General features: G+C 71.9%; 17 protein-coding genes. 7 read left to right on the top strand and 10 right to left on the bottom strand.

The window, feature by feature from the left end; all coding sequences use genetic code 11:
- Nucleotides 1-2: 2 nt before the first annotated feature.
- From HCA58_RS14870 to HCA58_RS14850, 5 genes are all read right to left on the bottom strand, one after another.
- The gene (locus tag HCA58_RS14870) at nucleotides 3-665 is read right to left on the bottom strand and encodes a hypothetical protein (RefSeq protein ID WP_169598426.1); all 663 of its coding nucleotides are present in this window, start codon (nucleotides 663-665) and stop codon (nucleotides 3-5) included.
- Nucleotides 662-3,331, bottom strand: a complete 2,670-nt coding sequence (locus HCA58_RS14865) for an FtsK/SpoIIIE domain-containing protein (protein WP_169598425.1) — start codon at nucleotides 3,329-3,331, stop codon at nucleotides 662-664. Before HCA58_RS14865 ends, HCA58_RS14870 begins: the two co-directional genes overlap by 4 nt.
- Nucleotides 3,324-4,391, bottom strand: a complete 1,068-nt coding sequence (locus tag HCA58_RS14860) for a hypothetical protein (RefSeq protein ID WP_346775994.1) — start codon at nucleotides 4,389-4,391, stop codon at nucleotides 3,324-3,326. The genes HCA58_RS14865 and HCA58_RS14860 overlap by 8 nt, the downstream gene beginning before the upstream one ends.
- A gap of 8 nt (nucleotides 4,392-4,399) precedes the next feature.
- Nucleotides 4,400-4,660 (bottom strand): hypothetical protein, encoded by a 261-nt coding sequence (locus HCA58_RS14855; RefSeq protein WP_092379879.1) that lies wholly within the window; start codon nucleotides 4,658-4,660, stop codon nucleotides 4,400-4,402.
- A gap of 147 nt (nucleotides 4,661-4,807) precedes the next feature.
- The gene (locus HCA58_RS14850) at nucleotides 4,808-5,203 is read right to left on the bottom strand and encodes a hypothetical protein (protein ID WP_169598424.1); all 396 of its coding nucleotides are present in this window, start codon (nucleotides 5,201-5,203) and stop codon (nucleotides 4,808-4,810) included.
- A gap of 116 nt (nucleotides 5,204-5,319) precedes the next feature.
- Between HCA58_RS14850 and HCA58_RS14845 the strand changes: the two genes are divergently transcribed.
- The 3 genes from HCA58_RS14845 to HCA58_RS14835 are packed head-to-tail and all read left to right on the top strand — an operon-like array spanning nucleotide 5,320 to nucleotide 8,396.
- Entirely contained in the window at nucleotides 5,320-7,866 is a 2,547-nt protein-coding gene (locus HCA58_RS14845; RefSeq protein ID WP_169598423.1) for an ATP-dependent Clp protease ATP-binding subunit, read from the top strand.
- Between the two features lie 15 nt (nucleotides 7,867-7,881).
- On the top strand, nucleotides 7,882-8,046 hold the full coding sequence (locus HCA58_RS14840) for a hypothetical protein (RefSeq protein WP_169598422.1): 165 nt from the start codon (nucleotides 7,882-7,884) through the stop codon (nucleotides 8,044-8,046).
- The gene (locus HCA58_RS14835) at nucleotides 8,046-8,396 is read left to right on the top strand and encodes a DUF3140 domain-containing protein (protein ID WP_169598421.1); all 351 of its coding nucleotides are present in this window, start codon (nucleotides 8,046-8,048) and stop codon (nucleotides 8,394-8,396) included. The genes HCA58_RS14840 and HCA58_RS14835 overlap by 1 nt, the downstream gene beginning before the upstream one ends.
- A gap of 74 nt (nucleotides 8,397-8,470) precedes the next feature.
- Here HCA58_RS14835 and HCA58_RS14830 read toward each other — a convergent pair whose 3' ends face one another.
- From HCA58_RS14830 to HCA58_RS14820, 3 genes are all read right to left on the bottom strand, one after another.
- Nucleotides 8,471-8,707, bottom strand: coding sequence for a hypothetical protein (locus tag HCA58_RS14830; protein WP_169598420.1), 237 nt, complete (start codon nucleotides 8,705-8,707; stop codon nucleotides 8,471-8,473).
- A 19-nt stretch (nucleotides 8,708-8,726) separates the two neighbouring features.
- Nucleotides 8,727-9,725, bottom strand: coding sequence for a LysR family transcriptional regulator (locus HCA58_RS14825; RefSeq protein WP_169598419.1), 999 nt, complete (start codon nucleotides 9,723-9,725; stop codon nucleotides 8,727-8,729).
- A 77-nt stretch (nucleotides 9,726-9,802) separates the two neighbouring features.
- The gene (locus HCA58_RS14820; RefSeq protein ID WP_169598418.1) at nucleotides 9,803-10,402 is read right to left on the bottom strand and encodes a hemerythrin domain-containing protein; all 600 of its coding nucleotides are present in this window, start codon (nucleotides 10,400-10,402) and stop codon (nucleotides 9,803-9,805) included.
- A gap of 100 nt (nucleotides 10,403-10,502) precedes the next feature.
- On the opposite strand from HCA58_RS14820, the gene HCA58_RS14815 reads away from it, so the two are divergent.
- Both HCA58_RS14815 and HCA58_RS14810 read left to right on the top strand, forming a co-directional pair.
- The gene (locus tag HCA58_RS14815) at nucleotides 10,503-11,831 is read left to right on the top strand and encodes a M20/M25/M40 family metallo-hydrolase (RefSeq protein ID WP_169598417.1); all 1,329 of its coding nucleotides are present in this window, start codon (nucleotides 10,503-10,505) and stop codon (nucleotides 11,829-11,831) included.
- Nucleotides 11,832-11,920: 89 nt separating this feature from the next.
- A complete protein-coding gene (locus HCA58_RS14810) occupies nucleotides 11,921-12,574 on the top strand; it encodes a hypothetical protein (RefSeq protein WP_169598416.1) in 654 nt (217 codons plus the stop codon).
- Between the two features lie 214 nt (nucleotides 12,575-12,788).
- On the opposite strand, the gene HCA58_RS14805 is transcribed toward HCA58_RS14810, so the two are convergent.
- Both HCA58_RS14805 and HCA58_RS14800 read right to left on the bottom strand, forming a co-directional pair.
- Complete coding sequence (locus HCA58_RS14805; RefSeq protein ID WP_053655860.1) at nucleotides 12,789-12,980, bottom strand: DUF5703 family protein; 192 nt, start codon at nucleotides 12,978-12,980, stop codon at nucleotides 12,789-12,791.
- A gap of 55 nt (nucleotides 12,981-13,035) precedes the next feature.
- The gene (locus HCA58_RS14800; protein ID WP_169598415.1) at nucleotides 13,036-14,007 is read right to left on the bottom strand and encodes an aldo/keto reductase; all 972 of its coding nucleotides are present in this window, start codon (nucleotides 14,005-14,007) and stop codon (nucleotides 13,036-13,038) included.
- 139 nt (nucleotides 14,008-14,146) lie between these two features.
- Between HCA58_RS14800 and HCA58_RS14795 the strand changes: the two genes are divergently transcribed.
- Together HCA58_RS14795 and HCA58_RS14790 are read left to right on the top strand one after the other, a co-directional pair.
- Nucleotides 14,147-15,199, top strand: a complete 1,053-nt coding sequence (locus tag HCA58_RS14795) for an LLM class F420-dependent oxidoreductase (RefSeq protein ID WP_169598414.1) — start codon at nucleotides 14,147-14,149, stop codon at nucleotides 15,197-15,199.
- Nucleotides 15,196-16,032, top strand: a complete 837-nt coding sequence (locus HCA58_RS14790) for an undecaprenyl-diphosphate phosphatase (protein WP_169598413.1) — start codon at nucleotides 15,196-15,198, stop codon at nucleotides 16,030-16,032. Before HCA58_RS14795 ends, HCA58_RS14790 begins: the two co-directional genes overlap by 4 nt.
- The last annotated feature ends 306 nt before the right edge of the window (nucleotides 16,033-16,338 follow it).

The raw sequence follows: 16,338 nt of genomic DNA, 5'->3' as shown, positions 1-16,338 counted from the left end.
GCTCAGGGGAGAGCGAGAAGGAGAAGGGTGGTGGCCAGGCCGGCGATGACCACGATGATGACGGGGCGGGGGCTCAGCACGGCGTGGCGACGGTCGGCGATCAGGCGCGCCGGGATCAGGCCCAGCACCGGGCCGAGCAGCGTCACCACCAGGCCCAGCACCGGCAGGGCGACAGCCAGGTCGTCGTCGCTGCGGCTACCGAGGACGCGGACGGCGGCACCCAGCACGTACGCCAGCAGCGCCCCGCCGACGCCACACAGCGCCAGCAGCGGGTTGACGTTGCCCGGCAGTTCGCCGGGCTGACGGGTACGGCGTAGCAGCTCGCGTACCCCGTCCAGCAGCGCGAGCGGATCGCCGGTGGCCTCCGGTGCGGGGGCCGGTGGTGCCCCGGCCCGCCGTCCGCCGCCACCGAGCCGACTGTTCAGTTCCTGCCACAGCACCGCCACCTCGGCGTCCACCTGCTCCTGCGTGTCGCGGGCGGCTGCCAGCTCCTGCTCGGCCCGGTGCACCTCGTCGGCGGACTCGGCCACCGCCCGGTCCGCCGCCGCGCACTGCTGCTCGTACCAGTCCCACGCCTCCGTGCGCTGCTCCCGCACCCGGGTCGTCAGCTCGGCGAGCCGACGCAGCTGCGCCGCGTACGTCCGACTGGTGACCGGTTCGTTCATCGTGCCGGCCCGTAGGGGATGATGGTCTGCCCGGTCCGGTGCACCGCCCGGTCGAAGAACAGCCCACGCCACGGGCGGGGATACCAGTCCGGCCCCCCACTGCCCGGGTACAACGACGGGCCCAACTCGCCGCCGTGGGCGTCCAGCGCCACCCATGCGCCGATCTGATCGGTACGGGCGCCCGTGCCCCCCAGGTCGGCGCGCATCCGGGCCACCCCGCGCCACCAGGCCAGCACGTGTGTGCGCCGCTCGGGTCCGTCGTGCAGGATCCGACGTAGGTTCTCCAGCCCGGTGGCCCGTCCGGTGCGTGCGGCAAGCGTCCCGGCCGCCGCGTCGACGGCGAACAGCAGCAGAAAGTGGGGGGCGCCGGTGGTGCCGGGCGCACCCAGCGTTTCCGCGGTCTCGGCCATCAGTTCGGCCACTGTCTCCTCGTCGTACCAGGCGGCGTCGTCGGCGAGATCCTCGTACAGGGCGCGGGCCGCCGGGTCGGCGTCCGCGTCCAGGCAGGCGATCGAGAAGCGGGCAGTGCCGGGGCGATGCTGCCGTGCCAGTGAGCGGGCAGCCGCGTCAAGTACCGCGCACGCCTCGTCGACCCGGGTGCCCAGGACGGCCAGGTTGCGCCCCGGTGCCCGGGGCAGGCGCAGCGCCGCCGAGCGGGCCTGCACGTCGATGATCTCCCCGAGCAGCGCGACCGGTCCGCGGGGCGTTCCGACCTCCGGTGCCCGTAGCGCCCGGAAGTCGGGCGCGTCGGACAGCCGTGGAACGGCGTCGCCGTCGAAGAGACGGGCCGGTGCGGCTTCGGCCGGACGCATCCGCCACAGCCGGTGCTGCAGGTCGCTCCACGTCTCCCAGTCACCTGCCGACGGGATCCGGGCCACCTGGTTACCTTCGGTCAGGCCCGATTCGGCGTTGACCACCGCGTGGAACTTCGGCAGCGACTGGGCGGCGTCGTTGCGTTCGGCGAGGATGCGCAGCGCCTTCGGCAGCGCGATCCGCAGGGTGAACTGGGCGACCAGCGCGGGTCGACCCCACAACGCCTCGATGCCGCGTACGTCCTGCGAGGCCAGCACCAGGTGGATCCCCTGGGAGCGGCCCCGGCGGGCCAGGTCCTCCAGCAGGTCGGCCGCGTCCCGGGCGACCGCGTCCCGGCCGGCGAGCAGCATCTGGAATTCGTCGACGACCGCGACGATGCGGGGCCAGTGCCCGGTCGGGTCCACCGCGCGCAGCTCAGCCAGCTTGGTGACCTCGTGCTTCTTGGCGGCGTCCGCCCGTCGGCGCAGTTCCTCGGCCAGGAAGCGCAGCAGCGCCAGGCCGAACTCCCGGTCGGTGTTGACGTTGATGCCGACCAGGCGCATGTGCGGCAGCCAGCTCGGGTCCCGCCGGCCCTGGGCGAACCGGGCGAACGACACCCCTTCCTTGAAATCCAGCAGGTAGAACTCCAATTCGGTGGGGGAGTAGCGGGCCGCGAGAGCCCCGATCCAAGCGAAGATCAGGTTGGTCTTGCCGGTGCCCGACGGCCCGCCGATCAGTGCGTGCGGTGGATAGTCGCCGAGGGTGAGCAGCACCGGGCGGCCCTGCGGTCCCTCACCGATGGGCGCGGTGAGACCGGTCGCCGAATCCTCCCGCCACATCTGGTCGACCGGCGGTAGCAGATCGGTGAACGGGGTGGGGGTCGGTCCGGCGCTGACCACGGAGGCGATGTCCCGGCATGTCCGGGTGACCAGGGCAGCCGGTGGGGGTGGATCGAGCCGCACCGGCAGGCTACCGATCCGGGCGCCGTCCGCGGTCACCGTCACCCGGGTTACCGCCGGACCATCGGGCACCGGCACCCCCCGCACGATCAGGTGTACGCCACAGGCCGCGCCGGCACGTACCACCCGGTCCAGTTGGCCGCGTTCGTGCCGGGACACCTCGTCGCCGCCGAGCAGCACCGCGACCCGCCACGGTTCGGGGCGGCGTCCCGTCGCGGCAGCCAGCTCGCGCAGCGAGGCGTGCTCACCGGCCAGGACGGTCTCGTTGATCCGGCGGATCTGCTCCACCAGGTCGTCGAGGAGCCGGCCCAGACCACCCGGACCGACGAAGGTGAGCAGTCCCGCCGGACCCAGCGGGGCGAATCCGGCCAAACCGCCACCGAGCCGGTCCGGGTCGTAGCCGATCAGCCGTACGCTGCCCGGTGCGGCCCGACCCAGGCTGCGCAGCAGCAGCGCGGCGACCACCGCCGCGCAGCCGTCGGCGTCGCCGTCCAGCTTCACGTGCCCGGAGTCGAGCAGCGACATCAAGGCCGGCACCGGCTCGGGCGCGGCCAGCTCCACGGTGCCGATCCGGCACGCGCCCGGCGCTTCGGCCCGGTCGGCCGGGGTCGGACGCCACTGCGACCAATCCGCCGAACCCGCGCCGGGCGCCTCCCGGACCGCGGCCTCGGCCGCTTCCCGGGCCAGCGCCGCCAGCCGTGCCGCGTGCCGGGAGTCGATCTCGGCGAGGCGACGGTCACGTTCGGCGCCGACCCGTTCCGGTACGGCCGCGGCCGCCCGTCGCACCCGTACCGCCCGCTCACGGGCGACGCCGAGCGTGGTGTGTGCCGTGGCCGATCGTTCCCGGGCCGCACCGAGTGCCTCGGCGAGCAGTTCCCGGACGCGGGTGACCAGCTGGTTGCGCCGGTCAGCCATCGATCCCGTGCCTCGGCCGGGCGCTCGGTCCGGCACCGGAGGTGGTCCGGGCCGATGCCGCGGCCCACGGTGTCGCCGGATCACCGCCGTCGGCTGGCCCGGGCATCCGACCGGGCTCCGGCCGCCGGCCGCGAGCCGGCTCGCCGTCCCGCCCGGCCGGTGCAGCGCCGTTGGCCCCGCTGCTGTCAGGTCGGGCCCCGACCGGGCCGCCGGTGCCCTCGGCCGGCAGGTCGCGGCCGAGGCGGTCGAGCAGGACGCCGGTGAGTACCCCGGCGGTGACCGCCGGGTCGGCGGCGTGCGGCTGCTCGCCCTCGCCGCGGCGTGGCGGAGGCATCCGGCAGACCCGGGTCAGCAGGGTGTCCAGCACCGGGGCCGGCAGCCCGGGGAGCAGGTCGCGGACCCGACCGTCGAGTTCGCGGTGCAGTCGGGCCAGGTCGTCGCTGCGCGGCGGATGACCGAGCAGCTCACCGGCGAGATCCCGCAGCAGCGGCGGGGCCACAGCGGCCAGGCCGAGCCCCACGTCGGCGTGTGCGCCGCGCAGGTCACGGTGCAGCCGGTCGCGGTCACCGGCCCGGACCCCGCGTACCACCCGGCGCAGCAGCTCCCGGGCGTCGGCGATGCCCTCGTCGGGTTGCTCGGGAGCGCCCTCCCGGCCGCCGGTCAGCTCGGCCACCCGCACCGACCACCAGCGGCGCAGCCGCACCTCGCCGACCGGCTCGGGCGCGTCGACCACCGGTTCGGCCGCGCCCGGCGCGTCGTGCACCGGCCGCCGCTGCGGCTGCCCGGCAGGGGGTGGTGCACCGTCGGGCGCCAGCCCGATCGCCGCGAGATACGTGGTCAGCTGCTCCTGGGCCAACCGCAACGCGTAGCCGGCGGACTCCGCGTGCTCGGTGGCGGCGGACAGCTCCGGCACCCCCATCGGGTTCGCCGACTCCTGACGCACCCAGCGCAACCGTTCGCTGGCCAGCCCGAACTTCTCCAGCGCCTGCCCCAACAGGCCCAGCGGCAACTCCTCGGCGGCGGCGCGAACCTGAGCGCCGACCTCCTCGACGATGGACACGCCCGCCCCTACAGCGTCGAGACGTACTGCTGGGCCTGCTCGACCGCGACGAGTGTCGCGGCGAGGCACTCCTCCAGCTCCTGGCTGGCCTGGGTCAACGACGCCTGGGCCGCCTCGACCGTGGTGTGACCGCTGCCCTCCAGCGCTCCGGCGAGGGTCTGCTGAGCCTCGGCAAGTTTCTCGCCGGCCGCCTGCACGGCGCTCTGACCGTCACCGATCTGCTGAAGTGCGACATCGATGGCTGCCTTGAGCTCGGCGACGCTCGCCACGCGGAACCTCCTGGGGGCGGGGAGGACTCCATTAGAGCCTATGCCGGTGGGGGACAGAACAGGTGCCCTGTCAGTGTTCCCGCCCCGCCGACCCGTTGTCGACCGGTGGCACCCCGGGTCCGATTCGTGGGACCGGTGGATGGATGCTCACTTGGCGCCACCACCGCCGGTCAGCCACCGGGGCCCACGCACCTCGGCGCCGTACGCGGTGACCCGGGCTCGTAGCTCGCGGTCGGCCGTCACCACCACCACCAGTCGCCGCTGCCCGGCGCGGGCAACCAGGTCGACGACGGCGTCGTCACCGGAACCAGCGGCGGACACCACACGTACTCCCTCGACGCCCGGCACGTCGCGGGCCGCGCCCTCCACCACCAGCACCACCTCGACGGGGGGCGGCACCTCCGGCGGCACACCCCGTCCACCGAGCGCCACGAGCGTGTCCCGCAGTCGGGCGGTGGCACCGGCCCGGTCGCGCCACCAGCCGTCCGGGCGTGAGCCGACCACGTTGGCAGCGTCCACGATCAGCAGCGGTGTCGGTTCCATCCGCCCAGCCTGCCATCCGGTGGCGGCAACGGCCGGTTGGCCCTTCGAGGCGTTTGTCCGGCCGGTGCCTGGGTAGCCCGTGCCGACCGTCTCGCGCCCGACCGCGGAGGACAGACATGATTGGACCCGGTGACTTCGGCTCCGACCCGTGGGACGAGTTCCTGGCGCGGTACTTCGGACGGGGCGAGGGCGGACGACGCCCGGCGCACCGGGTGGACATCACCCGGCTGATGACCGCGGACGCGCGGGAGATGCTCGCCGACGCGGCGCGTCGGGCCGCGCAGAAGAAGAGCAACGACCTGGACACCGATCACCTGCTCTGGGCGGCGCTGCAGCGCGAGCCCCTGCAGGACCTGGTCCGGCGGGCGGGCGCGGACCCGGACACCCTGGTCAACGCCCTCGGTGGGCGTGGTGACGGTGCCCCGCAGGGCGAGGTACCGCCGAACCTGTCGCTGACTCCGGCGGCCAAACGGGCGCTGCTCGACGCCCACCAGTTGTCCCGGGCGATGGGTGCCAACTACATCGGGCCGGAGCACATCCTGATGGCCCTGCCGTTGAATCCCGAGTCGCCCGCCGGTCGGATGCTCGCCGCCGGCCGTATCCAACCGGAGTCCCTGCAGGCCGCCAACGCCGAGCGGGGACCGGCCAACGGGCCACGGCCGGACCGGGGCACGCCGACACTCGACCAGTACGGCCAGGACCTCACCGACCTGGCTCGCAACGACCAGATCGACCCGGTGATCGGACGCGCCGACGAGATCGAGCAGGCGGTGGAGATCCTGTCGCGGCGTACCAAGAACAACCCGGTGCTGATCGGGGAGGCCGGCGTGGGCAAGACCGCGATCGTCGAGGGCCTGGCGGAGCGGATCTGCGACGGCGACGTACCGCAGACGTTGCTCGGCAAGCGGGTCATCCAGTTGGACCTGGCCGGGCTCGTTGCCGGCACCCGCTACCGGGGTGACTTCGAGGAGCGGCTGAAGAAGGTGATCGACGAGATCCGGGCCCACCGGGACGAGCTGATCATCTTCCTGGACGAGATCCACACGCTCGTCGGCGCAGGCGGCGCAGGCAGTGAGGGTGGCATGGACGCCTCCAACATGCTCAAGCCGGCGCTGGCGCGCGGTGAGCTGAGGGTGATCGGCGCGACCACTCTCGACGAGTACCGGCGCAGCATCGAGAAGGACGCCGCGTTGGCCCGGCGCTTCCAGCCGGTGTTCGTGCCCGAGCCCACGGTCGAGGACACCGTGGCCATCCTGCGGGGGCTGCGGGATCGGTACGAGGCGCACCACCAGGTGCGGTTCACCGACGAAGCGTTGGTGACCGCCGCGGAACTGTCCGACCGCTATCTGACCGACCGGTTCCTCCCGGACAAGGCGATCGACCTGATCGATCAGGCCGGCGCCCGCGTGCGGCTGCGGACCCGCACCCCCGACGCCGACGTGCGCGACCTGGAACAGCAGCTCGAGGAGGTGCGACGCGACAAGGAGCAGGCGGTCGCCGACGAACAGTACGAACGCGCCTCCGCGCTGCGTGACCGGGTCGCGGAACTGGAAGGGCAGGTGCACCGGGCCCGGGGCGACGACGGCAGCGGCAGCCAGGTACCGCAGGTGGGATCCGAGGAGATCGCCGAGGTGGTGTCCCGGGCCACCGGCATCCCGGCCAGCCAGCTCACCGAGGAGGAACGGGACCGGCTGCTGCGGCTGGAGGGCCAGTTGCACGAGAAGGTCGTGGGACAGGACGACGCGGTCACCGCGGTCGCCGAGGCGGTGCGTCGCTCCCGTACCGGCCTGGCTGATCCGAACCGTCCGATGGGCAGCTTCCTGTTCCTCGGGCCCACCGGCGTCGGCAAGACCGAACTGGGCCGTGCGTTGGCCGAGGCGTTGTTCGGTGCGGCGGACCGGATGGTCCGGGTGGACATGAGCGAGTTCCAGGAACGGCACACGGTCAGTCGCCTGGTCGGTGCCCCGCCCGGCTACGTGGGGTACGAGGAGGCCGGCCAGCTCACCGAGGCGGTGCGTCGCCGCCCGTACGCGGTGGTGCTGCTCGACGAGATCGAGAAGGCCCACCCCGACGTGTTCAACGTGCTGTTGCAGGTACTCGACGACGGTCGGCTGACCGACAGCCAGGGCCGCACCGTCAACTTCAAGAACACCGTCCTGATCATGACGAGCAACCTGGGCTCCGAGCTGATCACCGGTAGCCAGCGCGCGGTCGGGTTCGGTGCCGGCGATCCCGGGCAGGAGAGCGACGAGCTGCGGGAGCGGCTGATGCGCCGGTTGCAGGACAACTTCCGCCCCGAGTTCCTCAACCGGATCGACGAGGTGATCATCTTCCGTCGGCTGGAGGCGGAGCAACTGCGCCAGATCACCGAACTGCTGCTGGAGGAGACCCGTCGCCGGCTGCACGCCCAGGACATCGAGGTGGACTTCACCGCCGCCGGCATCGACTGGCTCGCCGAGCACGGCTACCAGCCGGAGTTCGGTGCCCGGCCGCTGCGCCGGGTGATCCAGCGGGAAGTCGACAACCACCTGTCCCGGATGCTGCTCGAGCAGCAGGTCTCACCCGGTCAGCGGGTCACCGTCGACGCCCGGGACGACCGGCTGGCCTTCGACGTGTCAGCTGGCCGGGACCACGCCCGGGCGACGACCTCGCATCCCCGCTGACCGGAAGGGCCGCTGATGACCGAACCGGACGAAGCCCGCGAAGACGAGCGGACCGAGGTGATCCTGGCACCACCCACGGCCAATCCCACCCGGGTGCAGGTGCCCCCGGAAGGGCTGGGCGGGCAGACCGACGAGGGGCTCCCGGACGCGTCCGGGTCGCCGCCGGCAGAGGAGGGCTGATGGTACGCGAACTGCGACTCGACCCGGAGGTGGAAGTGCTCTGGGAGGACTTCCACGTGCAAGTCAACGTGCCGTCCGAGCAACTGCGTCAGTGGCTGCTGACCCGGGGCTCCGGGGAGAGCGCCTTCGGTCCCGACCCGGACCTGAACCTGCCGGAGCCGGGCCGGCAGATCCTCGCCGTGCTGCGTAAACGCAAGGTCGACCTGACACCGGAGGACATCGAGGTGATGCGGGACGCCGTCGAGCGGATCCGCTCGCTGACCGCCGTCAGGCCCGACCGGGGGAACGCCGACGACGAGTGGCGGCACAGACTGCTCGACCTGGGCCACGACGTCCTCGCCGAACGCTGACCCGTGCTCTCGTCCCCGGCGCCGCCCTACCGCGCCGGGGACGCCGGTCATGCGGCTGCGCCGTCGGCTTCGCCCTACTCGGCTTCGACACTGGCGACGGCCAGCCCGGCGGCTTCCGCGGCGGCCTGCCGGTCGGCGCGGGTCTGCTCCTCCCGGGTCAGCAGGTTGGCGTACTCGGCCAGGTCGGCCGGGTCGGGCACCACCGGCAACCGGCGCAGGAATGCCTCGGACGCCCGGACGGCGGCAGTGTGCGCGGCGGCGGCCTGACGGAGCAGCTCGTGGTCGTCGGCGGCAGGATAGAGATCGGTCATACCCGCCCATTACCCGCGCTCAGCCGGTTCGCACCCGGTGCGCCGCCACCACGGGGGCCGGCCGGCGTACGCCGAACGCCGGGTTGCGTAGCAGCCATGCCAGGTACGCCGGATGCGGAGCGAGAGCGTCGGTGTACGCGATCAGGGCGGTGTCGAGTACCAGGTCGGCAGTGCGGGCGGCGGCGGACTCCGGGTGCCAGCCCAGCATCAACCGCCAGCGCAGCGGTGTCCCCACCAGCCGGCGGGTGACCAGACCGGCGACCGGCCGGAACGTGGCCTGGCACAACGCCACCGCCTCGCCGGCGTCCACCAGGTCGATGCAGCTGCGCACGTCGGCCTCGTACACCTTCCGAGGGGTGAACCCGGCCCTCGCGCAGGCGGCGGCGAAACAGTCGCCGAAGCAGCCGTCGCCCGGTGCCGCCACCCACTGCTCGTGCCGCAGGTCGGCCAGGTCCACCTCGTCGTGCCCGGTCAGCGGATGGGTCTCGGGCAGCAGCACCATCACCGGGTCGACGGCGACCTCCCGCCAGCTGAGTCCGTAGTCCGCAGACGGGGTGGAATCACCACACACCCCGGTCAGCGCGTAGTCCAGCCGGCCGCCGGCTACCAGCTGGGCCAGCTCGTCGACCGACCAGGAAGCGTGTGTGCTGATCTGCGCCTGCGGTTGCTCGGCGGTCAGCCGGTGCACCAACCGGCCGAGGATCGGACTGTTGACGCCGCCGAACCGGTACCGGCGGGGGGCGTCACCGGCGCCGGCCAGCCGGGCCGCCTCGTCCTGGAGACCCTTCATCGCCGGCAGGAGCACCCGGGCGCGGGCGAGGACCAGCTCGCCGAGGGCGGTGGGCCGGGCACCGCGTCGGTCCCGGTCGAACAGCGGCCCACCGAGGTTACGTTCGATTCGCTGGAGCTGGGCGGTAAGCGCCGGCTGGGCCAGGCCGAGCGTCGATGCCGCCTTGGTCACGCTCCCGGTCTCCGCGATGGCGCAGACCACCCGCAGGTGGCGCAACTCCAGGTTCATAGTGTGACGGTAGGGCCACGGCGCAGCCGACGGTAGTGCCCGGACCGATCAACGACCATGAACGTGTCGAGGGTCTCTCATCGAGGTGGCGGCTCGGTCAGCTCACCCAGCTGGGTCTGCCGGCCGGCGAGTACGTCCCGAACCTTGTCGACGACGCCGACCGCCGGCTCGACGATCCGGTTCCACGGCGGGCTGTGCGGGACCGCCGGATGGGGTCGGGTCGGTGCCGCCTCCTCGGCGATTTCGAGGCGGTTGCCGAGCCGGATCAGCTCCTCGTCGGTGGCGGCGGTGCAGAGCCGCTGCATCAACGGGTCGACGGTGCGGGCGTGCGCCTCCAACCGGGCGGCCACGTCGGGCAGGTCGTCGTCGGTCAGGCCCTGCAGGGCCCGCAGCAGTTCGACATCGCCGGCCACCACCTCGTCCACGAGCGGGTGTGCGCCCTCGACGGCATGCCGGACCGCGGGCAGCAGGTACTGCTCCTCCCCGGAGAGATGCCGCGACAGGGCGGCGACCAGGACGTCGCGGCCGTGCTCCGGGTCCGGCCCGGGTTCGATCAGCCGCCGGGCCAGGTGCAGCAGCTGCCGGTGTTCCTCGGCGACGATGTCGGCGATGCTGCGCCCGGCCGGCTGGTATTCGTCCCCGGGGGTGGGCGGCAACGGCGGCAGGTGAACTGACATGGTCGCCTCCCGGGCGGGCGGAACGTCGAGGCGGGCTCGGGCAGGCGGGGCAGTACCCGCAGCCGTCCGAACCGAAACGCGGGGCTGATATGAAGGCACGATGACGAGCGACGACCACGCCGCCCTCCCCGCGCCGACCGACGAGGTCGTCGAGCTGTGCCGGGACCTGCTGCGCATCGACACCACGAACACCGGGGACAACGACACGAGCGCCGGTGAGCGCGGCGCCGCGGAGTACGTCGCGGAGAAACTCGCCGACGTCGGCATCGATTCGGTCGTCCACGAGTCCGCGCCCGGCCGGGCCAACGTGGTGGCCCGGATACCCGGTACGGACCCGTCCCGGGGCGCACTGCTCGTGCACGGGCACCTGGACGTCGTGCCGGCCGACGCCGACGAGTGGTCGGTGCACCCGTTCTCGGGTGAGTTGCGTGACGGCTACCTGTGGGGCCGGGGCGCCATCGACATGAAGGACTTCGACGCGATGGTGCTGGCGGTGGTGCGGCACTGGCAGCGTACGGGGGTGCGCCCGCCACGGGACATCGTGCTCGCGTACACCGCCGACGAGGAGGCGGGCAGCGACTACGGCGCCCATTTCCTGACCACCCGGCACCGTGAGCTGTTCGACGGGTGCACCGAGGGCATCGGTGAGGTCGGCGGTTTCTCCTACACGGTGGATCCGGCGCAGCGGCTCTACCTCATCGAGACCGCGCAGAAGGGCATCGACTGGCTGCGGCTGCACGCCAAGGGCCGGCCCGGGCACGGCTCGATGCTGCACGACGACAACGCGGTCACCGCGCTGGCCGAGGCGGTGGCCCGAATCGGCCGGCACCGCTTCCCGGTCGTGGTCACCGACACCGTCCGCGCCTTCCTGGAGGAGGTCTCGGAGGTGCTCGGGGTCGAGCTGGACCCGGACGATCCGGAGGCCGCGATCGCCAAACTCGGCCCGATCGCCAACATCATCGGTGCCACCATCCGCAACACCGCGAACCCCACCCGCCTCGCCGCCGGCTACAAGGACAACGTCATCCCCGGCCGGGCCAGCGCCACCATCGACTGCCGCAGTCTGCCCGGACAGTCGGAGCTGCTGGAACGGCAACTGCGCGAGCTGGTCGGCCCGGACATCGCCATCGAGTACGTCCAACGACAGCCGGCGCTGGAAACCACCTTCGACGGCGAGCTGGTCGCGGCCATGGCCGCCGCACTACGGGCCGAGGACCCGGGAGCCCGGCCGGTGCCGTACATGCTCTCCGGCGGCACCGACGCGAAGGCCTTCGCGCAACTGGGCATCCGCTGCTTCGGGTTCGCACCGCTGCGGCTGCCGGCCGACCTGAACTTCTCGGCGCTGTTCCACGGCATCGACGAGCGGGTACCGGTGGACGGACTACAGTTCGGCGTGCGGGTTCTCGACCGGTTCCTGCGTACCTGTTAGCCGGCGTCCGGTTGGACGCCGGACCTGCCAGTCCGCGTTCGTCGGGACGGACGCGACATCCTGAATCCTTCGTGAAGGGGACGCCTCACATGACCGACCAGCATGGTGAGCTGGACGCCGCCCTCGAGCGCGTGATCGAAGCGGCCCGCCACCACCTGGCTGCCGTCCGGGCCGCGCAGGGCCGGATCGACGACGACGACGTCTGGCAGGCGTACGTCGCGCTCAACAACGCGTCGTTCGCCTACGACGAGCAACTCATGGACGCCTTCGGTGAGGTCACCCCATGGGACGTGGAGTCCATCGATCCGGACGAGGCCGATCAGCGGTTCGCCGGTGGTGAGGGCGTCGAGCCGACAGATCCGCACCCGCAGGTGATCTCGGTCCGCCAGCGGCGTGACTACCGGGTGCCCAGCGTCTCCGCACTGATCCGGGTCGCCGAGGCGGCCCGTCGCGAGGGCCTACCCGGCGACGAGGAGGTGCCGCCGGTAGAGGGTGTCGGTGAGGCGGTGCTGGAGTTGTTGCAGAGCGGCGACGGCTCGCTCGGTGCGCTCGACGTACCGGAGCTGGAACCGCTCGACGGTGTGGTGATGGTCAGCGAGGTCGGCACCCCGGTCGATTTGGAGGCGTTCGCCGACGACGATCCGGTCGGCCCGTTCCAGCCGGGCGTCGACGACCGCTTGGTCGGCCGCCTCGACGAGCACCCGTTTCTGGAACTCGACGACGAACACGACCGTGTGCACTGACGGGGTGGTCCCTCCGTACCGCGGGGACAGTCCGCTTCTCCTGATGGCCGCCGTCTGCTCGCTGTCGAGCTGACAGCACAGCTGGCTCGAAACGGCGTGCTGGTGCTGGTGCCGCTACCGGCACCAGCACCTGGCCGGGGCCGTCCGACCGGGTCGGCGTCCACCGGGCGACGTCCGGTGAGGGAACGGCTGTCAGGTCCGGGCTCTGCGACGGTCAGTACGACAGCCCTGGTTGTGGCTGGTTGACCCGTCGACGGCGGAGCACCACCTGGCGTGTGCCGTCGCGGAACAGCCGCACCCGGGCCAGTTCCCAGCCGGAGAACTCCGCCTGGATCGCCAGCTGCGCCGCAGCTGTCAACCGGTCGACGTTCGGCGGTAACCGTAGCGGCGCGTATTCGTAGTCCATGGGGCCTATGCTGCCCAGCCCGGGCCTTGAAGCGCCACCCTTCGGCGGGTGATGCTCAACCCGCACGCTCCGGGTAGCCGACCTCCAACGCCGACACGTCGTCGAGCGCCGTGGTGATCTCGTCCGGCAGGGTCATCCGTTCCACCTGGAGCGCACCCAGTAGCTGTCCCGAGGTGCGTGCGCCGAGGATCGGCGCGGTGACGCCCGGTCGATCCCGGATCCAGGCCAGCGCCACTTCCAGCGGGGATACGCCGAGGCCACCGGCGGCGGTGACCACCGCCTCCACGATGCTGGAGCAGCGTGGCTCCAGGTAGGTGGCGACGAAACGCTCGAAGTGCGGCGACACCGCCCGGGAGTCGGCCGGTCGACCGTGCCGGTACTTGCCGGTCAACACGCCTCGACCCAGCGGCGACCAGGGCAGCACGCCCAACCCGAGCGCCTCGCAGGCGGGCAGCACCTCCCGCTCCACCCCCCGCTCCAGCAGTGAGTACTCCACCTGCGCCGCCATCACCGGAGCCCGCCCCGGCCAGGCCGCCTGCCAGGCCGCAGCCCGGGCGGTCTGCCAGCCGGAGAAGTTCGACACGCCGACGTAGCGGGCCCGGCCACTGGCCACCGCGTGATCCAACGCGGCGAGCGTTTCCTCCAGCGGGGTCTGTGGGTCGTAGCCGTGCACCTGGAACAGGTCGACATGGTCGGTGCCGAGCCGCAGTAGCGAGGCGTCGAGGGAGCGCAGCAGGTGCCCCCGGGAGCCGTCGCGACGCCGGGCACCGCCCGGCCGAAGACCCGCTTTCGTCGCGATCAACAGTTCCTCGCGCGGCACCAGGCTGCCCAGCAGCGAGCCGATCACCGACTCGGCGTCGCCGTCGCCGTAGACGTCGGCGGTGTCGACCAGGTTGCCGCCGGCGTCGAGGTAGCTCTTCAACTGCGCGGCCGCGTCGTCGGCGTCGGTGTCTCGGCCCCAGGTCATGGTGCCGAGTGCGAGCCGGGAAACCGCCAGCCCGCTGCGGCCGAGCGGTCGCTGCTGCATGGGTGAACCTTATTTCGAACCACGGCGGGACGGATATCCTCGCTCTCGTCGAGTCTGCCCGCAGATCGGGGTGAGCCGGTGATCGTCCGGGCGACCCCCACCGCGTAACCTGATGCGACTGCGGATGGGGGAGGACTCTGTGCGACTCGGGCTAAACCTCGGATACCAGACAGCGTGGAGCACGCCAGCCGATCACCTGGCGCTGGCTCAGGAGGCAGACCGGCTCGGCTACTCGGTGGTCTGGGCGGCGGAGGCGTACGGCTCCGACTCGCCGAGCATGCTGGCCTGGATGGCCGGGCAGACCCAGCGAATCGACGTCGGCAGCGCGGTGATGCAGATCCCCGCCCGGACGCCCGCGATGACCGCGATGACCGCAGCCACGATCGACTCGCTCTCCGGGGGACGGTTCCGGCTCGGCCTGGGAGTGTCGGGCCCGCAGGTCTCCGAGGGCTGGCACGGCGTACGCTTCGGCAAGCCACTGGCCCGGACCCGGGAGTACGTGGACATCGTCAAGCTGGCGGTGGGCCGTAAAGAGGTCGCCTACGACGGTGACTTCTACACGCTGCCGCTGCCCGATGGGCCCGGCAAGGCCCTGCGGCTGGGCTTCCACCCGCCACGCGAGCACATCCCGATCTATCTGGCCGCGGTGGGCCCCAAGAACCTGGAACTTGCCGGGGAGATCGCCGATGGCTGGTTGGCGGTGTTCTACGCCCCCGATTTCGCTCAGGAGCAGCTCGCGGCGGTGCGGGCGGGTCGGGTCAGAGCCGGCAAGGAGCTGGCGGGTTTCGATGTGGTGCCTTCGGTGCCGGTCGTCGTCGGCGACGACGTGAACTCCTGCGCCGAGCTGGTCCGCTGGTACGCGGCGCTGTATGTCGGTGGCATGGGCAGTCGTCAGCAGAACTTCTACAACCAGCTGGCCACCCGGATGGGCTACGGCGACGCCGCCCGCGAGGTGCAGGAACTCTACCTGGCCAAGCGGCAGCGTGACGCTGCAGCCGCCGTGCCGATGGAGTTCATCGACCGGACCTCGCTGCTCGGGCCGAAGGAGCGGATCGCCGAGCGGATGCGCGAGTACGCAGAGGCGGGGGTGACCACCCTGTCGGTGACGCTCTTCACCGCGGACCCCGACACCGGTGTGCGTACGCTGCGGACGGCTGCCGAGGCGCTGGAACTCTCGGGAGTCGGGGAGTGACCTGGATCGAAGCCATCGTCCTGGGCATCGTCCAGGGCCTGACGGAGTTCCTTCCGGTCAGTTCGTCGGGGCACCTGCGAATCACTTCGGCGATCTTCTTCGATCAGGACGCCGGCGCCTCCTTCACCGCGGTCACCCAGCTGGGTACCGAGGCGGCGGTGCTGCTCTACTTCGCCAGGGATATCTGGCGTATCGGCCGGACCTGGGTCGTCGGGATCTGGGACAGGTCGGTCCGTTCCAGCCTGGACTATCGCATGGGCTGGTACGTGATCGTCGGGTCGATCCCGATCGGCTTCTTCGGCTACCTGCTCAAGGACCAGATTCGGGAGACCGCCCGCAACCTGTGGGTGGTGGCCACCACCCTGATCGTGTTCGCCTTCGTGCTCGCTTTCGCCGAGTACTGGGGCCGGCAGACCCGGACTCTGCGGGACTTCCGGATGCGCGACGGTGTGGTGATGGGTTTCGCTCAGGCGCTGGCACTCATCCCCGGTGTGTCCCGGTCCGGCGCGACACTCACCTTCGGTCTCTTCCTGAGCTTGACCCGGGAGACCGCGGCCCGTTACTCGTTCCTGTTGGCCATCCCGGCGGTGGTGATGTCGGGAATCTTCAGCCTGGGCGACGTCTTCGAACCGGCGGCACCCGGCACCTCGGTGCCGACGATCGCGCAGATGGTCGTCGCGACGCTCATCGCGTTCGGTGTCGGCTACGCGGCTATCGCCTGGTTGCTGCGTTACGTCGCGCATCACACCCTGTACGTTTTCGTGCTCTACCGGGTGGCGGTCGGCACGCTGGTTCTGGCCCTGCTACTGACCGGAACCATCAGCGCCACCTGAGGTCTGTTCGCTCGGGCCGGCCGTGCCCCACTCCGGCGGTCAGGCTCGATGTCCTCTCCGGGCACGGTCGTCCTGACGGGCCGTCGCCCGGGCGTTCGATCGTCTGCTGGCTGTGGGACTACGAAACCGCTGGCCGGCACCCACGGGTGCCGGCCAGCGGTTTGGTGTGTGTGGGTGGGGTCAGCTGGTCCAGTGTTGGGTGACGAGGTCGGCGGCTTGTTGTTCCCACTGGGCGTAGTGGTCGGGGTACGCCGACACCTGCACGGTCTGGGCGGCTTCGGTCAGGGGCATGTCCTGCCAGCCGTC

It is taken from the genome of Micromonospora sp. HNM0581, assembly GCF_012726175.1.
Lineage (GTDB): Bacteria > Actinomycetota > Actinomycetes > Mycobacteriales > Micromonosporaceae > Micromonospora.
This window is presented reverse-complemented; position numbering and strand designations above follow the sequence as displayed.